18 protein-coding genes are annotated in these 24,466 nt (G+C 72.2%); 13 read left to right on the forward strand and 5 right to left on the reverse strand.

What is annotated here, in order from left to right:
* Window positions 1–66: 66 nt before the first annotated feature.
* Window positions 67–504 carry a hypothetical protein gene (locus WMF39_RS46515; protein ID WP_437742862.1) on the forward strand — a complete coding sequence of 146 codons (438 nt, stop codon included), beginning with the start codon at window positions 67–69 and terminating at the stop codon, window positions 502–504.
* Between the two features lie 129 nt (window positions 505–633).
* On the opposite strand, the gene WMF39_RS46520 is transcribed toward WMF39_RS46515, so the two are convergent.
* Entirely contained in the window at window positions 634–1,536 is a 903-nt protein-coding gene (locus WMF39_RS46520) for a LysR substrate-binding domain-containing protein (protein ID WP_437742863.1), read from the reverse strand.
* A 76-nt stretch (window positions 1,537–1,612) separates the two neighbouring features.
* Here WMF39_RS46520 and WMF39_RS46525 point away from each other — a divergent pair, with 76 nt between their 5' ends.
* The 3 genes from WMF39_RS46525 (at window position 1,613) to WMF39_RS46535 (ending at window position 5,454) form a co-directional block, all read left to right on the forward strand.
* Window positions 1,613–2,473 (forward strand): aldo/keto reductase family oxidoreductase, encoded by an 861-nt coding sequence (locus tag WMF39_RS46525; RefSeq protein WP_437742864.1) that lies wholly within the window; start codon window positions 1,613–1,615, stop codon window positions 2,471–2,473.
* Between the two features lie 110 nt (window positions 2,474–2,583).
* Window positions 2,584–4,959, forward strand: a complete 2,376-nt coding sequence (locus WMF39_RS46530) for a hypothetical protein (RefSeq protein ID WP_437742865.1) — start codon at window positions 2,584–2,586, stop codon at window positions 4,957–4,959.
* Between the two features lie 228 nt (window positions 4,960–5,187).
* Window positions 5,188–5,454, forward strand: a complete 267-nt coding sequence (locus tag WMF39_RS46535) for a hypothetical protein (protein WP_437742866.1) — start codon at window positions 5,188–5,190, stop codon at window positions 5,452–5,454.
* A 29-nt stretch (window positions 5,455–5,483) separates the two neighbouring features.
* Here WMF39_RS46535 and WMF39_RS46540 read toward each other — a convergent pair whose 3' ends face one another.
* From WMF39_RS46540 to WMF39_RS46555, 4 genes are all read right to left on the reverse strand, one after another.
* Entirely contained in the window at window positions 5,484–5,717 is a 234-nt protein-coding gene (locus tag WMF39_RS46540) for a hypothetical protein (RefSeq protein WP_437742867.1), read from the reverse strand.
* A gap of 224 nt (window positions 5,718–5,941) precedes the next feature.
* Window positions 5,942–6,253, reverse strand: coding sequence for a hypothetical protein (locus tag WMF39_RS46545; protein WP_437742868.1), 312 nt, complete (start codon window positions 6,251–6,253; stop codon window positions 5,942–5,944).
* Entirely contained in the window at window positions 6,250–8,580 is a 2,331-nt protein-coding gene (locus WMF39_RS46550) for a nitric-oxide reductase large subunit (protein ID WP_437742869.1), read from the reverse strand. Before WMF39_RS46550 ends, WMF39_RS46545 begins: the two co-directional genes overlap by 4 nt.
* 211 nt (window positions 8,581–8,791) lie before the next feature.
* Complete coding sequence (locus WMF39_RS46555) at window positions 8,792–9,679, reverse strand: SDR family oxidoreductase (RefSeq protein ID WP_437742870.1); 888 nt, start codon at window positions 9,677–9,679, stop codon at window positions 8,792–8,794.
* Between the two features lie 111 nt (window positions 9,680–9,790).
* Between WMF39_RS46555 and WMF39_RS46560 the strand changes: the two genes are divergently transcribed.
* From WMF39_RS46560 to uvrA, 9 genes are all read left to right on the forward strand, one after another.
* Complete coding sequence (locus WMF39_RS46560; protein ID WP_437742871.1) at window positions 9,791–10,711, forward strand: AraC family transcriptional regulator N-terminal domain-containing protein; 921 nt, start codon at window positions 9,791–9,793, stop codon at window positions 10,709–10,711.
* 556 nt (window positions 10,712–11,267) lie between these two features.
* Window positions 11,268–13,406, forward strand: a complete 2,139-nt coding sequence (locus tag WMF39_RS46565; RefSeq protein ID WP_437742872.1) for a prolyl oligopeptidase family serine peptidase — start codon at window positions 11,268–11,270, stop codon at window positions 13,404–13,406.
* 199 nt (window positions 13,407–13,605) lie between these two features.
* The gene (locus WMF39_RS46570; RefSeq protein ID WP_437742873.1) at window positions 13,606–14,412 is read left to right on the forward strand and encodes a hypothetical protein; all 807 of its coding nucleotides are present in this window, start codon (window positions 13,606–13,608) and stop codon (window positions 14,410–14,412) included.
* Window positions 14,413–14,430: 18 nt separating this feature from the next.
* Window positions 14,431–17,787 (forward strand): hypothetical protein, encoded by a 3,357-nt coding sequence (locus tag WMF39_RS46575; protein WP_437742874.1) that lies wholly within the window; start codon window positions 14,431–14,433, stop codon window positions 17,785–17,787.
* Window positions 17,788–17,902: 115 nt separating this feature from the next.
* Complete coding sequence (locus WMF39_RS46580) at window positions 17,903–18,535, forward strand: OmpA family protein (RefSeq protein ID WP_437742875.1); 633 nt, start codon at window positions 17,903–17,905, stop codon at window positions 18,533–18,535.
* Between the two features lie 32 nt (window positions 18,536–18,567).
* Complete coding sequence (locus WMF39_RS46585; protein ID WP_437742876.1) at window positions 18,568–19,593, forward strand: DUF2894 domain-containing protein; 1,026 nt, start codon at window positions 18,568–18,570, stop codon at window positions 19,591–19,593.
* Between the two features lie 13 nt (window positions 19,594–19,606).
* Entirely contained in the window at window positions 19,607–20,053 is a 447-nt protein-coding gene (locus WMF39_RS46590; protein ID WP_437742877.1) for a hypothetical protein, read from the forward strand.
* A 454-nt stretch (window positions 20,054–20,507) separates the two neighbouring features.
* Entirely contained in the window at window positions 20,508–21,278 is a 771-nt protein-coding gene (locus tag WMF39_RS46595) for a PP2C family protein-serine/threonine phosphatase (RefSeq protein ID WP_437742878.1), read from the forward strand.
* 137 nt (window positions 21,279–21,415) lie between these two features.
* Window positions 21,416–24,460 carry an excinuclease ABC subunit UvrA gene (gene uvrA, locus WMF39_RS46600; protein ID WP_437742879.1) on the forward strand — a complete coding sequence of 1,015 codons (3,045 nt, stop codon included), beginning with the start codon at window positions 21,416–21,418 and terminating at the stop codon, window positions 24,458–24,460.
* The last annotated feature ends 6 nt before the right edge of the window (window positions 24,461–24,466 follow it).

Consider the following 24,466-nt stretch of genomic DNA (forward strand, 5'->3'; position numbering starts at 1 on the left):
GGGCGCCGGTCGCCGGCGCGCGATCCCTGTTGTCGGGCCGCGGCCGCTCTGCTGGGATGCCGTGTCGTGCGCGTTCGAGCCGTTACCTTCCTGAGAGCGCTCGTGATCCTGGCCGCCGTGCCTGCGGCGCTCGCCGCCTGCGGAAAGAAGGCGCCGCTCGGGTCTCCGTGCCGCGCGGACGACGACTGCGCTTCAGGCCTCGCCTGCCACCGCGAGCAATGCCTGCACGAGGGGAGCGCCCGGCGCCTGCGCGACGAGGAGCAGCGCGCCTCGGGCGAGGGCGGCGCGCGGAAGGTCGGCGACCGCGTCGAGGTCGAGTGGAAGGGCTCGTACAAGCCCGCGATCATCACCGGCGTCGTCGCCCCCGGCTCCTACCGGGTCCACTTCGATGGGTACGACGCGCAGTGGGACGAGGTCGTGACGGAGGCGCGCATCAAGGGCGGCGCGCGCTCGGGCTCGGGGCAGCGCACGGCGGTGCCGGCGGCGAGCAGCACGCCGCGCTGAGCGGCGGAAGGCGGCGCCCGGAGCACGTGGAGCTCGGCCGCGAGGGTCGGGAGCGGTGCCGCGAGGCAGCTCCGCAGCGCATCGCCTGCCCGATAGCCGGTGAATCGATCTCCCATGCTCCCACCATGACTATTTGGTGTCCGCGCGGATGAAGTCCACGAACGCGCGAAGCGCCGCGGGCATGTGGCGGCGGCTCGGATAATAAAGAAAGGGGCCGGAGAGACGCGACCACCAGCGCTCCAGGACCGGCTTCAAGGCGCCGCTCTCGAGGTGCGGGCGCAGCCAGTCCTCGAACCAGTAGATGAGACCGGTGCCCGCGATCGCGGCGTCCACGAGGAGGTCCGTCGCGCTCCCGAGGCTGCCGACGAGGGGGCCGGTCGGGTCGACCTTCACGACCTCGCCGTCGCGCTCGAATTCCCACGGGCACAGCGCGCCGTTCGGGAAGCGGCCGCGCAGACACGCGTGATCGAGGAGCTTGCGCGGATGGGTCGGGCGCCCGTGCCGCTCGAGGTAGGCGCCCGACGCCGCGAGCGCCAGGCGCTGCTCGCGCTGGCCGATCGGGACCGCGATCATGTCTTTCTCGAGCGTCTCTTCGTAACGAATGCCTGCGTCGCAGCCCGCGGCGAGGATGTCGACGAGCGTGTCGTCCGCCGTCACCTCGACGCGGATATCGGGATATGCGGCGAGGAACGGCGGCAAGATCCGTGGGAGCACGAGCCGCGCGGCGACGACGGGGACGTTCAACCGGAGCGTGCCGGCTGGCTTTTCGCTCGAGCTCTTCACGACGTCGAGCGCCGCTGCGATCTCGGCGAGCGCAGGACCGAGCCGCTCGAGGAGCCGCGCGCCGGCCTCGGTCGGCGCGACGCTGCGGGTCGTCCGATGAAGAAGCCGAACACCGAGCTCGCCCTCCAGCCGGCGCACCGCCTCGCTCGCGCTCGACGCGCTCGTGCGGCTCGTGCGGCTCGCCTCGCGGAAGCCGCCGGCGCGCGCCACCGCGGCGAAGACCCGGACGTCGTCGAGATCCACTGCCATTGTTCGCCTTTCCGCACGGGCCGTGCTGATTCGGGGCTCTTATCATACACCCCGTCGTCGCCTACCGTCGACAGCCATGACGGATCTAGCCAAGGTCGGGACGTTCAAGATGGGCAGTCGCACGGTGAAGCGCTTCGGGTACGGAGCCATGCAGCTCGCCGGGCCGGGCGTGTTCGGACCGCCGAGAGACCGCGGTGCCGCGCTCGCCGTGCTGCGCGAGGCGGTGAAGCGCGGCGTCGATCACATCGACACGAGCGACGTGTACGGGCCGCACGTCACGAATCAGATCATCCGCGAGGCGCTGCACCCGTATCCGAGGGATCTGGTGATCGCCACGAAGGTCGGCGCAAGACGCGGCCCACAGGGATCCTGGGAGCCGGCGTTCGCCGCCGAGGACATCGCGAGCGCGGTCCACGACAACCTCCGGAATCTCGGCCTCGACGCGCTCGACGTCGTGAACCTGCGCATCCTGTTCGACGCGCAGGGCCCCGCGGAAGGCTCGATCGAGGCGCCCCTCTCCGCGCTCATGAAGCTGCAGCGCGAGGGCAAGGTCCGCCACATCGGTCTCAGCAACGTGACCGCGAAGCAGGTGGAAGAGGGGCGCGCGATGACGGAGATCGTGTGCGTGCAGAACCTGTACAACCTCGCGCACCGGCAGGACGACGCGTTGATCGACAGCCTCGCCGCGGCGGGCATCGCGTACGTGCCGTTCTTCCCGCTCGGCGGCTTCTCGCCGCTCCAGTCCTCGACGCTGTCCGACGTCGCGCGTCAGCTCGGCGCGACGCCGATGCAGGTCGCGCTCGCGTGGCTGCTGCGGCGCTCGCCCAATATCCTCCTCATTCCCGGGACATCGAGCGTCGAGCACCTGCGCGAGAACCTCGCGGCGGCAGATCTCGAGCTGCCCGATGACGCGATGAAGGCGCTCGACCGTATCTAGATCACTCTCAAGGTCGCATTGTCCCGCTCACTCGGGTGGTAGAAGGGGAGGGGACGCGCAACAACTTCGATTGTGCAGACTCGATCCCTGCGACGCCCCCTGGAGCCGCCTTGGCAATGAATGGCCAGGGGATCGGCGGCATCGAAGGCGCCATGGACACGAGATCCACCCAGATTGTCGCGGTGTCGTTCATCGCTCTCCTCGGTTGCTCCGACGCAGGGGGCGGAAACCTCGGCGGAGGCGGAGCTGCTCCTGGAACGACGACCGGCACGGAGGGCGGCTCCGGGGGCGGAGGCGGAGGAGACGGAGGCTCCGGCGGCGAGAATCCCACCCCCGGCTCCGGAGGCCACGGCGGCGCCGGGGGCTCGGGCGGTGAGAGCTCCACGTCGGGCTCGGGCGGCGCCGGGGGCTCGGGCGGTGAGAGCTCCACGTCGGGCTCGGGCGGCGCCGGGGGCTCGGGCGGTGAGAACTCCACGTCAGGTGCCGGCGGCGAAGGAGCCGGCGGCGCCGGCGGCGGCGAAGAGGGCAGTGCCGCCCTCGGGCCGTGCGGCACTGCAGGCACCTCGTTCGGCCCTCCGGAGGCCTTTCTCGATCTCGGTCACCAGAAAGGCCTCAGCCGGCTCTTCGTCTCCGGAAGCCGCGTGCTGAGCTGGGACTACGATCGCTGGATGCTCTGGGATACCGACTCCAGCGCTGCGATCGCCGACGGACACGCGCCGGGCGGCTTCGACCCCGGCAGCCCGACGCTCGGGACCCTGCCGTTCGAGTTGCCCGGCGGCGTGGTCCTCCGCGGCAACATCGTGCTGATCCAGACGGACCCCGAGCACGCCTTCGAGCTGCGCAGCGCCATCGACGGCTCCGTCCTGGCCTCCGTGACCACCGAGTACGATCAGGCGGGGCTCGCGAGCGACGGCAGCTACGCCTGGACGCGCCGCCAGTCCACCAGCACGATCACGCTCTGGAGCACCGCGGGGGTCGAGCGCTGGTCCGCAGCGGTGAACCACCACGGCGACGTCTACGCGGCGCCGGATGCGCTCCGGATCGCACCGGAGCCTCCTGTTCCCCTGCAAAATAGCATCGCGGTGCTCCCCGCTGACGGCTCGCCTCCCACGGTCACCCCCGAGCTCTCGGGCTCATTCCACTCCTGGTTCCAGGACGGCGAGCGATTTCTAGCCACCGTCGGCACGACGGTGCGCGTGTACTCGAAGGCGGCGATCCAGGAGGGCATCGTCAACCTGCCGTCGACCACGCAACTCGCGGGGACGCGCGACTATTTCTGGATGCTCGCGGACGACAGAGCGGGCTCTCCGCTCATGGTCTATCGCGTCGGAGGCGGGGCCGTCCCCGTCGCCGAGTACCCTGACCGAGCCGACTATCGCTACACGTTCACGCCGACCGAGCGTGCGCTCGCCTTGCTCCACAAGCAAGCGTCGAGGCTCGACATCATCGATCTCGACGGCCCCGAGGTGACCCTGAGCGAACACGTGCCGCCGCTGGTCGCGAACGCCCACGTCCACATCGACCAGGAGCTGCGCCTGGCGGTCTCGAACGTGTACGGCGCGATCTCGTACAAGGGCACCCTCACCGATCCGGATAGCACGGGGCTGCTCGGCTGCGGCGCGCTCCACTCCGTCGCAGGCGCTCCCTCGGGGCACGTGGCGCTCGCGACGGGTTCGGGGAAGACGCTCGTCTATGATACGGCGGCGCTCGACGCCGGACCCTCGGCTGTCGTTCCGTTCCACAGCAACAAGGTGCTGCTCTCGGCGGACGGCGGCCTGCTCGCGGCGCGCGCCGCCCTCGATCCGATGGTCACGGACACATCACTCCGTCTCTTCTCGCTGCCGGACGGCGCGCAGCTCGCCTCGCTCTCGCGCGAGGAGGTGATTCAAGATTTCTCGATGTCCTTCGACGGCAGCACGGTCGGCCGCACTTACCACGTCGACTCGCACAGGACGGAGCGCGTCGTGAGCGACTGGGCGGGCAGCGCGCCGCTCTTCCAGGACACCGGGCACCGGCCGGCGCCGCTCGTCTCCCCCGACGGTCACCACGTTGTCGTCACGGACTCCGCCCCCTCGGAAGGCTGCGGGTTCACGCAGCTCTACGAGGACAGCGCGCTCGTCAACGTGGTGCCCGGCTGCGCGATCGGCTGGCTCGACGACACCCACGTTCTCGTCCAGTCGTACACCCGCTTCCTCCAAAGCAGCCCCTGGACGTATCAGGCCTCCACGATCTACGACGAGCTCGGCAACCCGGTCGACGCGCCGCCACTGCCGAGGATCCCTATCCGCACCGACTCCGGGGATGTGAGCGACAACTACGGGATCCAGCCGGTCTCGGCGACGGCGCTCTACTCGCGCTACGACGGCGTCCTCTACGACATCGAGACGGGGGCGGCGCTCGCGACCTTCCCGGGCTTGCGAAGCGCCGTCGCCGGCGCCTTCATGGTCCATCCGTGCGGCTACGGCGTGTGCGCAGAGACCTACTGAGCCGGCGTGCGGCGCCCGGTTCAAAAATCCGCCGGATTCCAGCAAGACGCGAACTCAAAAATCGACATCGGCCCGTGCCCAGACTGGCTCCCCCACGTTCTTCCCAGGGCGAAGGGGCCGGCGACAACGGCGGGCCGCTTCCGGGGCGCCGCGCTGCATGGGCCGGCCGGCTCCCCTCCATCCACACGTTGCGAGCTGCAGGGCTGGACCATGCGCAAGACTTATCTCATGGCGTCGATTTTCGTTGCGACCGCGCTCCTCGCGGCCGGCTGCAAAACGGGGACATGCGCGGATGCCGTCGAGCACGCCGAGGCCTGCGGGGTCGACGACCTCGAGCTCGAGGACGACCTCACCGGCTGCTCTGAACACGAGGAGTGTCGCGCGTCGTGCGTGCTCGACGCGCCCTGCGACGAGATCAAGGCGTCTTTCGCCGGCGGCACGGACCGCAACACGGAGGCCTGGCGCTGCTACGAGCAGTGCCCCCTCTCCGATTGACGCCCATTCCACCGGGCGGCTGACGCCGGTCACCAGCCGGATTTCTCGTCCTCGCCCAGCACGCCGCCGATCAGGCCGGCCGCGCCGCCCACGGCCGCGCCGCTGGCGCCTCCGAGGAGGCCTCCGGCGAGCGCCCCCTTGGCAGCGCCTCCGGCGAGCTCGTCCTCCGGCGAGGACTCCCTCGCTCCTCCCTCCGCCGCCGGGTCCGCCTGCTCCTGCCGGCTCGTCGGCGGTCTCGACCGATTCTTCTGCTGCTTTTTCATGAGGAGCTTCGAAGCAAGCCTCGTACCAGCAACGACGGCTGGCCGCCGGAGCGGGGAGGTCTCCGCTCGGCCTGGTGGATCGCGCCGGACGCCGCCGTCTCAACGGGTTGTGAAAGGCGATGCGCGATGAGGTCGCTGTCGCCGGGCGAAAGTTCCACGGCTTCCTCTCTATGAAGCAGGTCCCTTTTCGGAGAACGCCCTCCACCGCGCCTGGAACAGCCGGTCTAGGCGCGACGGCCTCCTCGGGCGAACGCGGCCAGGCCCCTGGCGAGCGCCCTCGTCACGAGCGCCGCGGCGAGGCCAAGGATCCCGAGATCAGCGAGGCCGTGGTTCCGCAGCGCGACCGCCCCGACGATGCAATCGCCCGCGAGAAGGACCACGAGCGAAAGGCCGAGGTGAAAGCGGCGCGCGTCGTCGTGCGGCCACCCGGGCGCGGGCTCGGCCCTGGCTCCTCCGAACGCCCGGATCCCGGCGGCGATCCCCAGGAGAAGCACCGCATATCCGGCGCCGAGCAGCGCCTCCGGCGCGACGCTCACGGGAGCTCGCCCTGCCCCGCGCCCGAGGGCGCTGCCCTCCCGGCGCTGTCCGGCGGCGCCTCGATCTCGGTGAAGAGGTTGTCCTGGGCCCCTGGTCCCGCGAGCTGCGGGACGCGATGGCGGACGCCGCGGTAGGCGAGGAGGAGGAGCGGCAGGGTGCCGCCGAGGATGAAGAGCACATCGCCCGGCAGGCGCATCCACTCCATGAGGCGGTTCGTGGGGTTCGTCAGGTACTGGAGCTCTCGAGCCTCGAAATACCCGTAGCTCACCGCGTGGTGGAGCTGCATGAGCCCGAGCGGGAACAGCGTGGCAAAGACCATCCACGCGAGCCCGACGTTCAGCGACCAGAAGCTGATCTTGGCCGCCCTGTCGGACCACCGCGCGGCGGGTATCAGGTAGCGCAGCGCGAAGAGCGCGAGCCCGGCGGCCAGCATGCCATAGACGCCCATCATCGAGGCGTGCCCGTGGTTGGCGGTCAGCGCGGTGCCGATCTCGTAATAGGACACGATCGGCAGGTTGATCAGGAACCCGAAGATCCCGGCCCCCAGGAAGTTCCAGAACCCCACGGCCACCAGGAACATGATCGCCCAGCGATGCGGGAAGGGCTTCGTCGACTGTTCGCCTTGCGCGATCCCCAGGCGGAGGAAGGTCCACGCCTCCACCGTGAGGAAGGTCAACGGGATCACCTCCGCGGCCGAGAAGAAGGCGCCGAGCGCCATGTGCTCCACGGGCGTGCCGGAGAAGTACAGATGGTGCATGGTGCCGATCACCCCGCCCGCCGAATAGAGGATGACCTCCAGGTAGATGAGCCGCAGCGCGATCGCCTCGGCCACCACCCCGAGCAGGACGAAGAGATAGGCCACCATGAGCGTGGTGAACAGCTCGAGGAAGTCCTCCACCCAGAGGTGCACCACCCAGAAGCGCCAGAAGTCGGTGCTCGTGAAGTTTGCGCGCGGGTGCGCGAGGAGGCCTACGGCGTAGAAGGCCGGGATGGCCAGCGCGGCGAAGAAGAAGAGCCAGGGCATGTTGCCCCGGTGCTCGACGGCGAGCCGACCCCGGAGCACGCGGAAGAGCAGCGCCACCCAGGAGAACAGGCCGAGCGTCAGGAGCACCTGCCAGAAGCGGCCCAGATCGAGGTACTCGAACCCTTGGAGCGCGAACCAGATGCTGTTCGAGGCGCCGTGGATGGCGAGGAGCTCGCCGAGGAGGCTGCCCGCGACGACGATGACGAGCGCCCCGAGCAGACCATAGGCGAGCCAGCTCTGGCCTCTCGGCTCGCGCCCGCTGATCATGGGCGCGATGAAGATGCCCGCGCCGAGATAGGAGACCGCGACCCAGAAGATGGCGAGCTGCAGGTGCCACGTGCGCACCAGGTTGAAGGGGAAGGCCCCGGCCAGGTTGATGCCGAAGAAGCTGGACAGCTCGGCGCGATAATGCTGCGTGGCGCCTCCGAGCACGGACTGGAGGGTGAACAGCAGCGCCATGACCAGGAAGAACCACGCCGTCGCGCGCTGGGCTGGGGTCAAGGCGACCTCGCCCGGCTGGCGGAAGCTGAGCCGGTGCCCTTCGCGCCCGTGCCAACCGAGGAAGCGCCATCGCCCGAAGGCCGCGAAGAGCAAGCCTGTCCCGCCGAGGAGCGCGATGAGCGAGAGCACGCTCCATACCACCAGCTCGCCCGTGGGCTGGTTCCGGACGAGCGGCTCTGGAGGCCAGTTGTTGGTGTACGAGTAGGCCTCTCCGGGTCGCTCCGCCGCGGCGGTCCAGGCCGTCCAGGCGAAGAACGAGGTGAGCTGCGAGAGCTCGCGAGCGTCCGAGAAGAGGCCGGTGCGCAGGCCGTGCTTGGCGCTGGGCTGGGCGAAGAAGCGGCGATAGTGATCCTTCAGCAGCTCGAAGGCCTCCGCCTGGGCATCGGTGAAGACCAGCGTCCCTGTCGCGGGATCATAGCGGTTCTGACGAAAATCGCCGACGGTGCGCGCGAGCGCCTCCGCCGAGTCCGCGCCGCCGTGGCGAGAGGCGGCGTGGGAGGCGGCCCGGCGGAGGTAATCGGCGGTGAAATCCGGGCCGAGGTAGGCGCCGTGGCCGAAGACGGATCCGTATTCCATGAGCCCGTTGCGCAGGAACAGCTCCTGACCCGTGAGCACGTCGTCGCCCGTGAACAGAACGCGCCCCGCAGGGTCGACCACCCGGGCGGGGATGGGTGGCTGTGCCGCGTAGGTGCGGTAGGCGAGCAGGCCGAGCACGAAGAACCCGAGCAGGAAAACGAGGGCCGTCGCCTGGACCCAGCCGCGCGAGATGAGGAGGTTTCGCCGTTCGGAGGAGCGCGCCATGGGAATGCCGGGAGCAAGCCGAGGAGGGCCCACCCGTTCTCCGAGATGACGACCGAGGAGGCTGCGTTGCGCGGCGTTCGTGCGCCTGGACGAGGAAACGGGGGTCTTTCCGCGGATTCCTCCTGGCCGCTGCCGGCGAGCTCGTGCTGGAGGTCGGGCGGCGTTCGGCGCGCCTGGAGCTCGGCCGCGAGGGCCGGGATCGCGTACTCCGCTATGCGCGCGCGAAGTACGTGCCGTGCTCGAGGTCGGCGAGCAGGCCCGCCTGCTCGGGCTTCCAGCCGAACCGCGCCTGCGTGATCGCGCTCGACGCGGGGGTGTCGAGCGCGAAGAACCCGCCGAGCCAGCCGAAGTGCTCCTTGGGGACCGACTCCACTGGCAAGCCGAGCTTGCGGCCGATCACGCCGGCGATGTCGCGGGTCGGGATGCCCTCGTCGCCGACCGCGTGGAGCCACGCGCCGGCCGGCGCCTTCTCGAGCGCGAGGACGAACAGCCGCGCAGCGTCGAGCCGATGCACCGCGGGCCACCGGTTCTCGCCGGCTCCGACGTACCCGGAGCGCCCGGCCTTGCGCGCGACCTCGATCAGCATCGGGACGAACCCGTGGTCGCCCTCATCGTGGACCGACGGCGGCAGCCGCACCGAGGAAACGCGCACGCCGCGGCTCGCGAACGACAGGGCGAGCCGCTCGGAGGCGGCCCGCGGGCCGCCGGCCGACGGGTCGGGCGCCTCGTCCTCGGTGACGACCCGGCCCGCCGTGAAGCGCGCGATGCCGGAGGCGATGACGAGCGGGCGCTCGGAGCCGGCCAGAGCGCCGCCGAGCGCCTCGATCGCGCCGCGGTCCTTCTCGCAGTTGCCGGCGTAGTCGGTGAAGTCGTCGTGGGAGAACGCGCAGTGGATCACCCCGTCGCAGGCGGCGGCGCCGCGGCGCAGGCCATCGAGATCCGTGAGCGAGCCGCGGTGCACGTCGACGCCGGCGGCGGCGAGCCTCTCGGCGGACGCGTCCGAGCGCGCGAGGCCGAGCACGCGGTGGCCGGCGCGCGCGAGCTCGGGGACGATGGCAGATCCGATGAAGCCGCTGGCTCCCGTGAGGAAGATACGCATGGGACACCTCTCCTTGGTTCGCGATCCACCATGTCACCGCCGCGGCGCACGCGAAATACACGGCCGTCTCCGGTTCTTGCCCGATCGTCTACGCGAGGCTAGGCTGCCACCGTGAGCTCTGGGCGCGACGAATTGCGCGACGAATTGAAGGCCCTCATCGCGCGCTGGTGCCCCAGCGACGGCGTGCACGCCTCGCCGGTGCCCGGAATTTCTTGCATCAAAGTCTCGCGCCAGCAGCAACGCGCGAAGCGGCACTGGCGCGCGTCGTTCTGCATCGTCGTCCAGGGTACGAAGGAGATCCTGCTCGAGCGGCAGGTCTTTCGCGAGCGGGAGCCGCACTACATCGTCAGCCCCATCGACCTGCCGGTGACGAGCCGGGTGATGGGCGTGTCGCCGGCGCAGCCGCTTCTGGGCCTGAAGATGGACTTCGATGCGGCCCTGCTGCGCGAGGTCGCGGCGCAGCTCGACCGCGCGCGGCCGGATGGCCTCGAGAACCCGGGGCGCGTGATCTTCATCGGCAAGGCGAGCGACCGCATGCTCGACGCCGCGGTCCGGCTGGGCGCGCTGCTCGCGACGCCCGACGACGCGGTCGTGCTCGCGCCGCTCGTGAGGAAGGAGCTGACCTTTCACCTGCTGAAAGGCCCCGACGGCCCGGCGATCCGCCAGCTCGTGCGCGCGGGCAGCCAGGCGCACCGCATCGCCGAGGCGGTCCATCACCTGCAGGCGTCGCTCGACGAGGACGTCGACATCGCCGCGCTCGCGCGCACCGCAGGGATGAGCCGGGCGGCGTTCTTCAAGCGGTTCAAGGAGGCCACCGCGATGAGCCCGCTGCAGTACCAGAAGCGCCTGCGCCTGCTCGAGGCGCGCCGCCTGATGGTCGAAGAGGGCGTGGGCGCCGAGGTCTCGGCGTTCCGCGTCGGCTACACGAGCGCCTCGCAGTTCAGCCGCGAGTATTCGCGGATGTTCGGCAACTCGCCGCTGCGTGATGCCCGCGCGCTGCAGCAGAGGGCCGCGGTCGTCCAGGACATGTAGTCCGGCCGCTTCCATCATCGGCGAATACGGCGGGCTCCCCACGACGATCGATGGCGACAGGGCGCCGGAGGGGCGCTTCGGCCCCGGCGGGAGCCCGGCTGGCATCGGCGTCCTCTGAGCCTCACGGGCCCATTCCACCGCATCCATCAACGCTCAACTCAAGGAATCGAGCCATGAACAACGCTGCGAAGAACGATCGACGCGCCGTCTACGGCCTCCTCGAGAATCAAGAGATGGCATGCCGCAGCCGCCCCTCCACCCCCGCCACGAACAGCAGGCCAGGACTCGACGAGAAGCGCGCTCGAAGCGCATCTATCGGATATTCCAGCCCATCATGTGACCTCCCACCCGCTATCCGTCGCGGCGACCCCGTCCTCCCCAGCGACCCGCCTCCCAGGCCGCTCGCGCCCCGGCGCGAGCCCCGCGAACCCGCGTGCCCCTGTCGGCTGGGGCACGGTATGCTTGTCGCACCATGAAGTACTCTCCCTGCCTGCTCCTCTCGGCGTTTCTCGCTGGCGCCTGCGGAGGTGGCGAGGCACACCCATCGGGTCCGACCATGACCGCAAGCTCCTCTCTGCTCCCCACCGCGGCCAGCGCCGCGCCCGCGCCCGCGTCCGAAGGTCCCAGCCGCCCCGCGTACCCGCCCACCCGCGTGGCCCCGGTGACGAACGCCGTGCATGGGGTCGAGATCACCGACAAGTACCGCTGGCTCGAGGACGGCGACGCGCCCGAGGTGAAGGAGTGGATGAAGGCTCAGGACGCGTTCACGCGCGCCGAGCTCGCCCGGCTCCCCGAGCGGGACGCGATCGCGTCAAGGCTGAAGCAGCTATTCTACATCGATGCGGTCTCCGCGCCGCGCCACCGCCGGGGCCGGTACTTCCTGAGCCGGCGGCACGCGACGAAGGAGAAGTCGGTCGTCTACTGGAAGGAGGGAAAGAGCGGCGAGGAACGCGTGCTGTTCGACCCGAATACCTGGTCCGAGGACGGCAGCGTCTCGCTGGGCGGATGGGAGGTGTCGTGGGACGGCAAGAACGTCGCCTACAAGATCCAGCAGAACAACTCGGATGAGGCGACGCTCTATGTGATGGATGTCGCGTCCGGCAAGCGCTCCGAGGTGGACGTCATCGAAGGGGCCAAGTACGCGTATGCGTCGTGGACGCCCTCCGGCGACGGCTTCTACTACGTCTGGCTCCCCACGGACCCGTCCATCCCGGTCGCCGAGCGGCCGGGTTATGCCGAGGTGCGCTTCCACCGGCTCGGCCAGGATCCGAAGCAGGATCGCGTGGTGCGCGGCAGGACGGGCGATCCAAGGACCTTCCTTAACGCGTCCCTCTCCAAGGATGGCCGCTTCCTGGTGCTCACCGTCTCTCACGGGTGGACCTCGGCTGACGTCTACTTTCGCGATCTCCGCAGGCCGGGCGGCCAGGCCGCGGACAAGCCGCTCGCGGTCGGGCGCGACGCCCACTACACCGTCGAGGTCTACAAGGACCGGCTCTACGTCCACACCGACGAGGGCGCGCCGCATTATCGCGTCTTCGAGGTCGATCCGGACAGGCCGGATCGCGCCGCATGGAAGGAGATCGTCCCGGAGCGCCCCGACGCCACGCTGGACAGCGTCTCCATCGTGGGTGGGCACCTCGCGCTGAGCTATCTCAAGGACGCTTCGAGCCGGGTCGAGGTGCGCGCGCTCGACGGCAAGCTGGTCCGCGAGGTCCCGCTGCCGGGCATCGGCACCGTCGGCGGCCCTTCCGGGCTGCCCGACGAGGACGAGGCGTATTTCTCGTTCGAGTCCTACACCTCGCCTCACGAGATCCACGCGACCTCGATCAAGACGGGTCGGACCGAGCTCTACGCGCGCATCGAGGTGCCCATCGATCCGTCGCCCTTCAGCGTCGAGCAGGCCTTCTTCCCCTCCAAGGACGGCACGAAGATCTCGATGTTCATCGTCCGCCGCAAGGACATGAAGAAGGACGGGAGCTCCCGCGCGCTGCTCTACGGCTACGGGGGGTTCCAGATGTCGCAGACCCCCGCGTTCACCTCCTCGATGTACCCCTGGCTCGAGCGGGGCGGCGTGTATGCGGTGGCGAACCTGCGCGGCGGCGGCGAGTACGGAGAGGCGTGGCACCGGGACGGGATGCTGCTCAAGAAGCAGAACGTCTTCGACGACTTCATCGCCGCCGCCGAGCACCTGGTCGGCGAGGGGTACACGCGGCCCGAGCGGCTCGCCATCCTGGGCGGCTCGAACGGCGGACTGCTCGTCGGCGCCGCGCTCACGCAGCGGCCCGACCTGTTCGGGGCCGTCCTCTGCGGCGTCCCCCTGCTCGACATGGTGCGATACCACCTGTTCGGCTCCGGCAAGACGTGGATCAGCGAGTATGGCTCCGCCGACGATCCGGAGCAGTTCAAGGCGCTCTACGCCTACTCCCCCTATCACCACGTCCAGTCGGGGAAGCGGTATCCGCCGGTCCTCCTGCTCTCGGCCGACAGCGACGATCGGGTCGATCCCATGCACGCGCGCAAGTTCGCCGCCGCGCTGCAGTCCGCGAGCGCGGGCGGTCCCGTCCTGCTCCGCATCGAGCGGAACGCCGGGCACGGCGGCGCGGATCTCATCAAGTCGGCGGTCGCGAAGGGCGCCGACCAGATCTCGTTCGCGCTGTGGGCCACGAGCGCGCAGGCGCCGGCGATCAAGCAGTGAGGCGTCGAGGCGACGCTCGTGCGCCGCAAGACGCGTGAGGCGCGCGGCGCGCGGCGCACGACGAGCGGCGCGCGTGAGGCGCGGGACGCGCGCCGCGGGCGGGGCGACGGACAGGCTTGCGGCTCCGCGCCGCGACGGCTAACAACGCGCCGCTGTGCGAACGCTTCACCCCGTAGCCGGGGCTTCCCGCCGCGGGCCTTTGATCTCGCGCCCCCTCGCGGCCGCCGTCTCGGCGCTCGCGGAGGGCCCGCGCGCGCCGCTCGCGGACCTCGCCGATCCTGCGGCGGTGCTGGCCGGGCTCATGGACCTGCACGGGAGCGTCTCGCTCGCGCGCGAGCTCTCGCTCCTCGACCGCCACGCGGCGCCGCCGCCGGCGTCCGAGGGCGCTCGCGCCGAGGTCCGGGCGCTCGCCGCCGATCGCCTCGGTGAGCTCGCGGAGGCGCTCGACCACGTGTTCGCCGCCCCGTTCCACCGGCGGAACAAGCTCCCCGACGCGGCGGCGGTGCACGCGACGCTGGAGCAGACCGGGGTGTTGCCTGCCCGCGCGGCCCGCGACCGCGGGGGGCGCCCGCTCGCGTCCGCGGCAGGGCAGCTCTGGGAGCCGTTCGGAGAGCTCATGGGCCGCGCCCTCGGCCGCATCCGGCTCGAGACGCGCGCGCTGCGCGAGGAGCTCGCGCCTTCGCTGCGGGCGCTCGGCCCGGAGGCGGCGCGGCTCGAGCGGCTCGACGCCGCGATCTCCGCTGCCACCCAGAAGCGGCGCGAGCGCGCGCTCGCCGAGCTCGTCCCCGGGCTCTCGCGCGCCTTCGCGCGGGCCTTCCGCGCGGCCGTGGGCGCGCTGCCGGAGGGGGCCGGGCTCGAGGACGTCGCGGGCTGGTTCGGGCAGGAGCAGTGGCTCCTGCGGGAGCTCCAGCGCATGGAGCTCGTGGTCCAGGCGGTGCTCGCGCACGAGGCGGGCCGGCTGCTCTCGTTGGTCGACGGGGCGGCGGCGGCGGGCGCGCCCGCGTAGCTCGCGGGGGGCTTCACGATGCGGTTCGCGACGGCGCGGCAGTGGACGACGCGGATCCTGGTGCTCCTCACCGGCGGGGTCGGCCTCGTCCTGGTGGGGCGGGCGGCGCTCGTCTACCGCGGGGCGGACCCGCTCGCGTACCGCCTCGTGCAGCTCATCGCGCTGGGGCTCGCGCTCGGCACGCTCGAGCTGTTCGTGCGCGCGGGGCGGGCTGCCCGGATCGAGCGCGAGCTCGGCGCGCTGCCGCGGCCGGCGACGCGGGCGGCGATCGACCAGAGCGGCGCCCCGCTCCGATCGATGCTCGAGGCGCGGATCGCCGGCGCGGCGCTGCCCCCGGCGAGCACGACGTTCGCGTCGTACCTCGTCGGCCTGCTCGTGATGATCGGGCTGCTCGGCACGTTCCTCGGCCTGTTCGAGACGCTTCGGGGGGCCCGCGAGGCGCTGACGCTGAGCGCCGACGTCGACGCGCTGCGGGAGAGCCTGGCCGCGCCCATGCAGGGCCTCTCGCGCGCGTTCGGCACGTCGGCGGCGGGCGTCGCGGCGTCGGGGGTGCTCGGGCTCGCCGGCGTGCTCCTGCGCCGGGCCGAGGCGCGGGCCGCGGCGGCGCTCCAGGCCTACGCGTCGGGCCCGCTCGCGGCGCTCACGGTGGCGGGGCGGCAGCTCGCGGCGCTGGAGGCGCTCGCGCGGCAGGGCGAGGCGCTCCCCGCCGCGGCGGCGTCGCTCCGCGAGGCGACGGGCCGGCTCGAGCGCCTCGAGGAGCGGCTGCTCGCGGTCCAGGTGGAGGGCGCGCGCCAGGCCGCCGCCTCGTTCGCGGCCGCCGCGGCCGAGGTTCGCGGCGACATCGCCGCGGGCCTCCGGCAGACCGCCGACGTCGCGGCGAGCGTGGTCAGGCCGATCCTGGCGGAGGCGGTGGAGCGCGCTGGCGCGGTCGCGGGCGGCGCGCTGCAGGCGGTCGAGCGGCGCCTCGACGAGGAGGCGCGCGCGCGGCGGGAGGCGGACGTCGCGTCGGCGTCGAGGCTGGAGGGCCAGGCGGAGCGGCTGTCGTCGGTGGTGGGGGAGGCGATCGAGCGGCTGGAGCGAGCGCACGCGGCGCGCGCTGCGGAAGCGGCGGAGCGGCAAGCGGAGCTGGACGCGGAGCGTGCGGCGCACCTGACGGCGCTGGGCGAGGCGCTGTCGGGCGCGCTGTCGGAGGCGACGCGGGCGGCGCAGGCAGCGCCGGAGGCGGCGTCGCGGCTGATCGGGGAGGCGTCGGAGCGGCTGTCGGCGCGTGCGGAGGCGGACGCAGCGCGGGACGCGCGGCTGGACGCGCTGCTGGAGAAGCTGTCGGAGGCGACGGCGGGGATGGCCGGGAGCGCGCGGGAGCAGGCGGAGCGGGTGGCCGCGCTTGCGGAGGCGGCGGAGCGGAGCGGCGCGGAGCGCGAGGCGCGCGCGGAGGCGCGCGTGGTGGCGCTGGGCGAGGCGGCGCGGGCGCAGCTGGCGGAGCAGGCGGCGCGGCTGCTGGCGTTCGAGGAGCGGCTCGACGGAGCGCGGCGGGAGGCGGCCGACGGGCTCGCCGAGCGGCTCAGCGCCCACGCCCGCGGCCTCGGCGAGAGCCTGGCGCAGATGGAAGGGGGCGCGGCGTCGCGGCTGGAGCGGCTGGAAGGGGGTGTGGCGTCGCGGCTGGAGCGGATGGAAGAGGGCGCTGCGAAGCGGCTCGAGCGGCTCGACCAGGAGGCCGCCGCGCGCCGGCGCGAGCTGGAGACGGCGTCGGCGTCGAGGCTGGAGGGCCAGGCGGAGCGGCTGTCGTCGGTGGTGGGGGAGGCGATCGAGCGGCTGGAGCGAGCGCACGCGGCGCGCGCTGCGGAAGCGGCGGAGCGGCAGGCGGAGCTGGACGCGGAGCGGGCGGCGCACCTGACGGCGCTGGGCGAGGCGCTGTCGGGCGCGCTGTCGGAGGCGACGCGGGCGGCGCAGGCAGCGCCGGAGGCGGCGTCGCGGCTGATCGGGGAGGCGTCGGAGCGGCTGTCGGTGCGTGCGGAGGCGGACGCGGCGCGGGACGCGCGGCTGGACGCGCTGCTGGAGAAGCTGTCGGAGGCGACGGCGGGGATGGCCGGGAGCGCGCGGGAGCAGGCGGAGCGGGTGGCCGCGCTTGCGGAGGCGGCGGAGCGGAGCGGCGCGGAGCGCGAGGCGCGCGCGGAGGCGCGTGTGGCGGCGCTGGGCGAGGCGGCGCGGGCGCAGCTGGCGGAGCAGGCGGCGCGGCTGCTGGCGTTCGAGGAGCGGCTCGACGGAGCGCGGCGGGAGGCGGCCGACGGGCTCGCCGAGCGGCTCAGCGCCCACGCCCGCGGCCTCGGCGAGAGCCTGGCGCAGATGGAAGGGGGCGCGGCGTCGCGGCTGGAGCGGATGGAAGGGGGCGTGGCGTCGCGGCTGGAGCGGATGGAAGAGGGCGCAGCGAAGCGGCTCGAGCGGCTCGACCAGGAGGCCGTCGCGCGCCGGCGCGAGCTGGAGACGGCGTCGGCGTCGAGGCTGGAGGGCCAGGCGGAGCGGCTGTCGTCGGTGGTGGGAGAGGCGATCGAGCGGCTGGAGCGAGCGCACGCGGCGCGCGCTGCGGAAGCGGCGGAGCGGCAGGCGGAGCTGGACGCGGAGCGGGCGGCGCACCTGACGGCGCTGGGCGAGGCGCTGTCGGGCGCGCTGTCGGAGGCGGCGCGGGCGGCGCAGGCAGCGCCGGAGGCGGCGTCGCGGCTGATCGGGGAGGCGTCGGAGCGGCTGTCGGTGCGTGCGGAGGCGGACGCAGCGCGGGATGTGAGGCTGGACGCGCTGCTGGAGAAGCTGTCGGAGGCGACGGCGGGGATGGCCGGGAGCGCGCGGGAGCAGGCGGAGCGGGTGGCCGCGCTTGCGGAGGCGGCGGAGCGGAGCGGCGCGGAGCGCGAGGCACGCGCCGAGGCGCGCGTGGCCGCGCTGGGCGAGGCGGCGCGTGCGCAGCTGGCGGAGCAGGCGGCGCGGCTGCTGGCGTTCGAGGAGCGGCTCGACGGAGCGCGGCGGGAGGCGGCCGACGGGCTCGCCGAGCGGCTCAGCGCCCACGCCCGCGGCCTCGGCGAGAGCCTCGAGGCAACCGCAGCGGTGGTGCGGGAGGCCTCGGAGCTCGTGCGGGCCGGCGGTGCCGAGATGACGTCAGTGGCGGAAATGTTCACCGTTGCGGTTGACCGTTACCGCGACGCGAGCGATCGCTGGCTGAACAGCCTGGGGGCGATCGAGGACGCGATCGAGCGCCGGGAGCACGGCGAGGCGACGGACCTCCTCGGCGCTTACCTCGACCAGACCCGTGAGGTCTTCGATCACTCGCTGCAGTTCCAGCGCGAGCTCTTCTCCGAGCTGCGGGCGCTGAGGAGCAAGACGAGCTGATGCGCCGCGCCTCGCGTGCGTCTGGCCCTGGTCTCTCGCGCCCTGAGACCGTGCGCTCGGCGGATCGTGGCGAGATCTCACCGCGTTTGCTGACGTCCGCCGCGAGAGCGATGCGATGTCCCTGACGCCGGCCGAAGACGATGTCCCCGAGCAGGCGGCGGTCTGGCCGGTCTTCGGCGACCTCATGGCCTGTCTCTTCGGCCTCTTCGTGCTCTTTTTCGTCTGGGCGATCTCGTTTCAGGTCGATCTGGCCCGCGATCTCGCCGCCGAGCGCGCCACCCGCGCGACGGAGCGCGCGCGTCTGGAAACGCTCGAGCGCGCCCTGGCCGGACCGCTCGCCGAGGGAAGGATCACCCTGACGGAGGGGCGCATCGGGATCCGCGGCAGCATCCTGTTCGAGCTCAACTCGGCCGAGCTTCAGCCTGCGGGCATCGCGCTGCTCCGCGCGCTGGCCGACCCGCTCAAGGCCTACCTCGAGCATCATGACGAGCTCATCATGGTGAGCGGCTTCACGGACGACCGCCCGCTCACGAGCTCGTCCCGCGGTTATGCCGACAACTGGGAGCTCTCGGCGCAGCGAGCGCTCACGGTGACGCGGGCGCTCGCTGCGGCGGGTGTCCCCGACACGTCGCTGTTCGCGGCCGGCTTCGGAGAGCGGCACCCGGTGGCGCCCAACGACACGAGCGAGAACCGGGCGAAGAACCGCCGGGTGGAGATCTCGCCGATCCCGCGGCGAGGCGCGCCCTGATGACATCCACGTCGGATTTTTCTCCGACAACAATGCCCTCCCAACCCGGGTTGGCCGCGGCGTCCCCCCAACCTGGGTCGGCCGCGTGCCCCCAACCTGGGTCGGCCGCGTGCCCCCAACCCGGGTCGGCCGCGTCCCCTCAACCTGGGTCGGCCGCGTGCCCCCAACCCGGGTCGGCCGCGTCCCCCCAACCTGGGTCGGCCGCGTCCCCTCAACCCGGGTCGCCCCCGGCCGACGCGCGCCTCGCCGCCCTGCGGGCGGCCGGCGCCCACCGCTTCGACCCCGCGGGCTACCGCCTCGTCGAGGCGCTCCTCGAGCGCGCTCGCGCCCTCGACGGCGGCGCCCGCGCGCGCCTCGCTGCCCGCGCCTCCGCGCGGCTCGCGGCGCTCGACGCCGCCTTCCACCGCGCCCGCGCCGACGCCGAGGCCCACCTCCGCGCCCTCGCCGACGCCGGCCTCCCTCACGACGGCGCCCTGGCCGCGGCGCTCGCGCTCGGCGATTTCCCCGCCGTCGTGAGGACCGCGCGCCGCCGCCTGCGCGCGCTCGCCGCCGAGCGGAAGACGACCGCCGTCCCCTCGCTCGCGCGCCTTCGCGGCGAGGTGGCCGCGCGCGACGTGCGCCTCCCCGGGCCGCTCGCGCGCGATCTCGCGGAGCTCCCGTGCGACGGCGACGTCGTCGAGCGCCGGGTGAAGCGGCAAGCCCAGGCCCTCAGCAGCGCGCTGTCCACCGCGCTGTTCCACGAGTCGCTGGTGAGCGCGCGCGCCACGCTCGCCGTCGCGCGCGCGGCCGACAACGTGCCGGAGGACGCCGGCCCCTACAACGCCCAGGTGCTCGCCTCCCGGGCGCTCTGCGCCGCCGAGCGGCTCTCGGAGCACTACCTGCGCGCGCTCGTGGCCGGCCTCCAGGACCTCGGCGCCCTGGCCGCCGCGCTCGAGCCGCAGCCCGAGAAGCCAGCGCGGAAAAAAGCCGCCCCTCGGAACACGAGCGACGCCGCCCCTCGCCGACGGCCGGCCCGGTCCGTCCGAAAAAAAGAATCCCTTTTCCGCGGATCGCGTTAGGTAAGTAGTCCCCATGCTTTGCTCGCCAGGCCGATCGCTCGCTTCCCTCGCGCTCTTCCTGCTCGCCAGCTCCTGCTCGTCCTCGCCCGACAAGGTGCAGAGCGGGCCGCTCACGCCGCCGCTCAAGCAGTGCGGCACCGAGGTGGTCAAGCGCGGCGACGGCTACAACGGCGCGGCGCGCGAGTGCATCTGGCAGGCGTACAGGAACCACGACCCGTCCGAGTTCACGACCACGCGGTACACCATCGAAGGCGATCCCGTCACCTACCGCCTCGAGGTCACGCTCACGGGCGTCGTGGTCGTCGTGGACAGCAAGGATCGCTACGCGCTCCGGGGCGTCTTCCGCCACGAGTGCCGCAACCTCGAGCGCATCATGCAGGAGGGCACCGACGACCGGCGGTTCGGCTTCGCGCTGAGCGCGTGCTCCGGCGGCGGCGCCGACCGGTTCGCGGTCCCGTGACGAGGCCGCCGCGCGCCGGCGTCCCCGGCTCGTCCCGGCGGCCCGGTCGGCTCGCTGGCCCGACGGGAGGCCGCCCCGAAGCCGCGGCAAATCAAGACGTTGGAAACGGAACGGCGACGGGCGCGCGGCGTGAGGCGCAATCGCCCACCGTGCCGAGCCCTGCGCGGACGGCCGCGGGCGGGCGCGCCCCGAGGCCTGATCTGGTGGACGCGACCGATCCTTGGCGCGTAGGCTCGCTAGGAGCAGTCGGAGCGGGCGGCAAGATGAGCAGACGAAGCACCCCGTGTCGCGCGATCGGTCCGAGGAAGGCGCCGGAAGGGTGTGGATGACGCGATGACGGAAGACGCGCGCCCGTCGTCCGGCAGTCCGGCAGAGCGTGCCTGCGAGCACGCTGGAGGGAAGCGCCGTGCAGCGTCACCTCGTTTTTGAAGCCGCCGGGATCAGCCATCCTGGCATGGTCCGAGACACGAACGAGGACAGCTTCGCGATCCTCGAGCCCCGGGGGCTGTTCCTCCTGGCCGACGGCATGGGAGGGCGCGCCGCCGGGGAGGTCGCCTCGCGCATGGCGATCGATACGGTGCGTGATTTCTTCGACGACCCGGACTCCACCTGGCCTGTCGCCGTCGGCGTGGGGCCGCCCACGACGCGGGGCTCGGAGGCGCGCTACGTCGATCAGGGGCTCCCCCTGCTCGTCGCGGGCATCCAGCTCGCGAACGGCCGCATCTTCTCCGCCGCGCGGCGCGACCGGGAGAAGCGCGGCATGGGCACCACGATCGCGGCCGTGCTGGCGCGCGACGGCTTCATCGCCGTCGCGCACGTGGGCGATAGCCGCGTATACCGCCTCCGCGATCATCGCCTCGAGCAGCTCACGCGCGATCACTCGCTGGTCAACGAGTGCATCCGGCTCGGCCACCTCCTCCCCGAGCAGGCCAGCTCGTTCCCGCTCCAGCACGTGATCACCCGCGCCCTCGGCACCGACGAGGCGGTCGACGTCGAGACGCGGATCGACGCCATCGAGGGAGGGGATGTCCTCCTGCTCTGCTCAGACGGCCTGTCCGGCGTGGTGCCGGCGCAAGATATCGCAAGTATCCTGGCGACCCACGCCGATCTGGCCGGCATCGCGTCCCGGCTCGTCAAGCGCGCCAACGAGAACGGTGGCCCCGATAACGTCACCTGCGTTGTCGTGCGCTGGCGCGCTTCGCCCGGCGGCCCGACCAGGCGCTGATCCGCGCGCCCGCGCTGCCGCTCCGGCGGTGTGCGGGCGAGAGCATTGCGCTCAGCCCGCCAGTTTTTCCATGGAACACGGCGTGCCTGGAGGTGCCAGAGAGCGCGCCACCGTGTTAATGGCGGTGGGGAATCCCAATGGTCGCGCGAACGAACGGATCCACACACCCGCAATCCATCGAATCCCCGTCCCGGAGCGCGGCGCTGAGCAAGCCGGGGAAGGGCAGCTCATCGGGCGCGCGGCGCGCCGGCCCGGCGGCGGCGGAGCTCGATCCTGCGGAGCACCACCGGCCGGCGCTCAAGCTCCTCGACGCGGCGCGCGAGCCGGATTTCATCGAGGTGCTCGGATCGCGGGAGCACAACCTCCGCATCGATCGGCTGGAGGTGCCGAAGCGGAAGCTCGTGGTGTTCACGGGGGTGAGCGGCTCGGGCAAGTCGAGCCTGGCGTTCGACACGCTCTACGCCGAGGGGCAGCGGCGTTACGTCGAGACGCTGAGCTCTTACGCGCGCCAGTTTTTGGGTCAGCTCGAGCGCCCGCAGGTCGAGCACCTGCGCGGCCTGTCGCCGACCATTGCCATCGAGCAGAAGAGCGCGTCGAGCAACCCGCGCTCCACGGTCGGCACGATCACGGAGGTCTACGATTACCTGCGCGTGCTCTATGCGCGCGCCGGCGAGCAGCATTGCCACCTCTGCGGCAAGCCGGTGAAGGCGCAGAGCTCCGAGCAGATCGTCGACGAGCTCCTCGGGATGCCGGAGGGGACGAAGTTCGTGCTGCTCGCGCCGCTCGTGACGCACCGGAAGGGGGAGTTCAAGGACCTGTTCGAGGAGCTCCGGGGCCGCGGCTTCGTGCGGGTCGAGATCGACGGGGCGCAGCACCGGCTCGACGAGCTGCCGAAGCTCGACAAGAAGCTCAAGCACACCATCGCGCTCGTGGTGGACCGGCTGGTCGTGCGGGCGGACGAGCGCCAGCGCATCACGGAGGGGGTCGAGGTCGCGCTCCAGGAGGGGCGCGGCGAGCTCCGGGTCGAGCTCCAGGCCGACGAGGGGGCGTCCGGGCGGCGGCGTCGCCCCGACGCTCCGCTGCTGTTCAGCGCCGCGCGCTCCTGCTGCGGCCAGAGCTTCCCCGAGCTCTCGCCGCAGAGCTTCTCCTTCAACAGCCCGCTCGGCATGTGCGGCGCCTGCAACGGCCTCGGCACCCGCCTCGAGATCGATCCGGCCCTCGTGATCCCGGATCCTGCGCTGTCGATCCGGGAGGGCGCCATCGCCCCCTGGGCGTCGGCCATGGCGCGCGGGGAGGGCTGGACGTTCCGCATCATCGACGCCGTGGCCAAGGCGTGCTCCGTCGACCTCGACGTGCCCTGGCGCAAGCTCGGGGCGAAGAAGCAGGAGATGGTGCTCCATGGCCTCTCCGGCAAGCGCATCGCGGTGACGTGGGGGAAGGAGGGGACCGAGACGCACGGCACCTGGGGCATGAAGTTCGAAGGCGTGATCCCCAGCCTGATGCGCCGGTTCCAGCAGTCGTCGTCCGAGTCGGCGCGGGACGCTTACCGCAAGTTCATGAGCGAGCGCCCGTGCGACGCCTGCGGCTCCCGGCGGATGCGCCCCGAGTCGCTCGCGGTGCGCGTCGCGGCCAAGGGGATCGCCGACGTCACCGCGATGACGGTGAGGGACGCCTACGAGCATTTCGCCCGGCTGGAGCTGCCGGGCAACCGGCAGAAGATCACGGAGGGGGTGCGGCGCGAGATCACGAGCCGGCTCAGCTTTCTCCTGAACGTGGGGCTCGACTACCTGACGCTCGACCGCTCGGGGCCGACGCTGAGCGGGGGCGAGGCGCAGCGCATCCGGCTGGCGAGCCAGCTCGGCAGCGAGCTCTCCGGGGTGATGTACGTGCTCGACGAGCCGAGCATCGGCCTGCACCAGCGGGACAACCAGCGCCTCATCGAGACGCTGCGGCGCCTCAGGGATCTCGGCAACACGGTGCTCGTGGTGGAGCACGACGAGGAGACGATCCGGGCCGCCGACTACGTCGTGGATTTCGGCCCCGGGGCCGGGCACCTCGGCGGCCGGGTGATGGCCGCGGGGACGCCCGAGGAGATCGCGCGTGACCCCGAGAGCGTGACCGGGGCGTACCTGGCGGGGCGCGCGCGCATCGAGGTGCCCGAGGCGCGGCGCGCGCCGCGCGGATGGCTGGAGATCCTGGGCGCGGCCGAGCACAACCTGAGGAGCATCGACGTCCGCTTCCCGCTCGGGGTGCTGCTCGCGGTGACCGGGGTGAGCGGCGCCGGCAAGAGCTCGCTGGTGAACGGCATCCTCCTGCCGGCGCTGGGCCGGGCGCTTCACCACAGCACCGAGCCGGTCGGCGCGCACCGCGCGATCCAGGGGCTCGAGGCGCTCGACAAGGTCATCGCGATCGACCAGAAGCCGATCGGCCGCACGCCGCGCTCGAACCCGGGGACGTACACGAAGGCGTTCGACCAGATCCGCGAGATCTTCGCCGAGCTGCCGGAGTCGCGCGCGCGCGGCTACGGTCCAGGGCGGTTCAGCTTCAACGTGAAGGGCGGGCGCTGCGAGGCGTGCAGCGGCGACGGCATGGTGAAGGTGGAGATGCACTTCCTCGCCGACGTCTATGTCCCGTGCGAGGTGTGCGCCGGCAAGCGGTACAGCGCGCAGACGCTCGCGGTGCGGTTCAAGGGCAAGAGCATCGCGGATATCCTCGACACCAGCATCGAGGATTGCCTGCGTCTCTTCGAGCACCACGTCGCGCTGCGCCGCGTCCTCGAGACGCTGGTCGAGGTCGGCCTCGGGTACATGAAGATCGGCCAGAGCGCGCCGACGATGAGCGGCGGCGAGGCGCAGCGCGTGAAGTTGAGCCGGGAGCTCGGCAAGAGCCAGACGGGGCGAACGCTCTACGTCCTCGACGAGCCCACGACAGGCCTGCATTTCGAGGACATCCGCAAGCTGCTCGGCGTGCTCCACCGGCTGGTCGAGGCGGGGAACACGGTGGTGGTGATCGAGCACAGCCTCGACGTCATCAAGTGCGCGGACTGGGTGATCGATCTCGGCCCCGAGGGCGGCGCCGGCGGCGGCCGGGTCATCGCCGAGGGGACGCCGGAGCACGTCGCGAAGGTGAAGGGCTCGTACACAGGACAGTTCCTTAGCCCCCTTCTCCCCCCTAGGCGTTAACCAAGC

This window comes from Sorangium sp. So ce1504, from assembly GCF_051521635.1.
Classification (GTDB): domain Bacteria; phylum Myxococcota_A; class Polyangia; order Polyangiales; family Polyangiaceae; genus Sorangium; species Sorangium cellulosum_B.

Bases quoted from the DNA above. Each gene is read 5' to 3' on its own strand.
- WMF39_RS46535 (WP_437742866.1), top strand. From the start codon at position 5,188: ATGGCGTCGATTTTCGTTGCGACCGCGCTCCTCGCGGCCGGCTGCAAA.
- uvrA (WP_437742879.1), top strand. From the start codon at position 21,416: ATGGTCGCGCGAACGAACGGATCCACACACCCGCAATCCATCGAATCC.
- WMF39_RS46590 (WP_437742877.1), top strand. From the start codon at position 19,607: ATGCTTTGCTCGCCAGGCCGATCGCTCGCTTCCCTCGCGCTCTTCCTG.
- WMF39_RS46555 (WP_437742870.1), bottom strand. From the start codon at position 9,679: ATGCGTATCTTCCTCACGGGAGCCAGCGGCTTCATCGGATCTGCCATC.
- WMF39_RS46585 (WP_437742876.1), top strand. From the start codon at position 18,568: ATGCCCTCCCAACCCGGGTTGGCCGCGGCGTCCCCCCAACCTGGGTCG.
- WMF39_RS46550 (WP_437742869.1), bottom strand. From the start codon at position 8,580: ATGGCGCGCTCCTCCGAACGGCGAAACCTCCTCATCTCGCGCGGCTGG.
- WMF39_RS46565 (WP_437742872.1), top strand. From the start codon at position 11,268: ATGACCGCAAGCTCCTCTCTGCTCCCCACCGCGGCCAGCGCCGCGCCC.
- WMF39_RS46580 (WP_437742875.1), top strand. From the start codon at position 17,903: ATGTCCCTGACGCCGGCCGAAGACGATGTCCCCGAGCAGGCGGCGGTC.
- WMF39_RS46595 (WP_437742878.1), top strand. From the start codon at position 20,508: ATGGTCCGAGACACGAACGAGGACAGCTTCGCGATCCTCGAGCCCCGG.
- WMF39_RS46575 (WP_437742874.1), top strand. From the start codon at position 14,431: ATGCGGTTCGCGACGGCGCGGCAGTGGACGACGCGGATCCTGGTGCTC.
- WMF39_RS46520 (WP_437742863.1), bottom strand. From the start codon at position 1,536: ATGGCAGTGGATCTCGACGACGTCCGGGTCTTCGCCGCGGTGGCGCGC.
- WMF39_RS46540 (WP_437742867.1), bottom strand. From the start codon at position 5,717: ATGAAAAAGCAGCAGAAGAATCGGTCGAGACCGCCGACGAGCCGGCAG.
- WMF39_RS46525 (WP_437742864.1), top strand. From the start codon at position 1,613: ATGACGGATCTAGCCAAGGTCGGGACGTTCAAGATGGGCAGTCGCACG.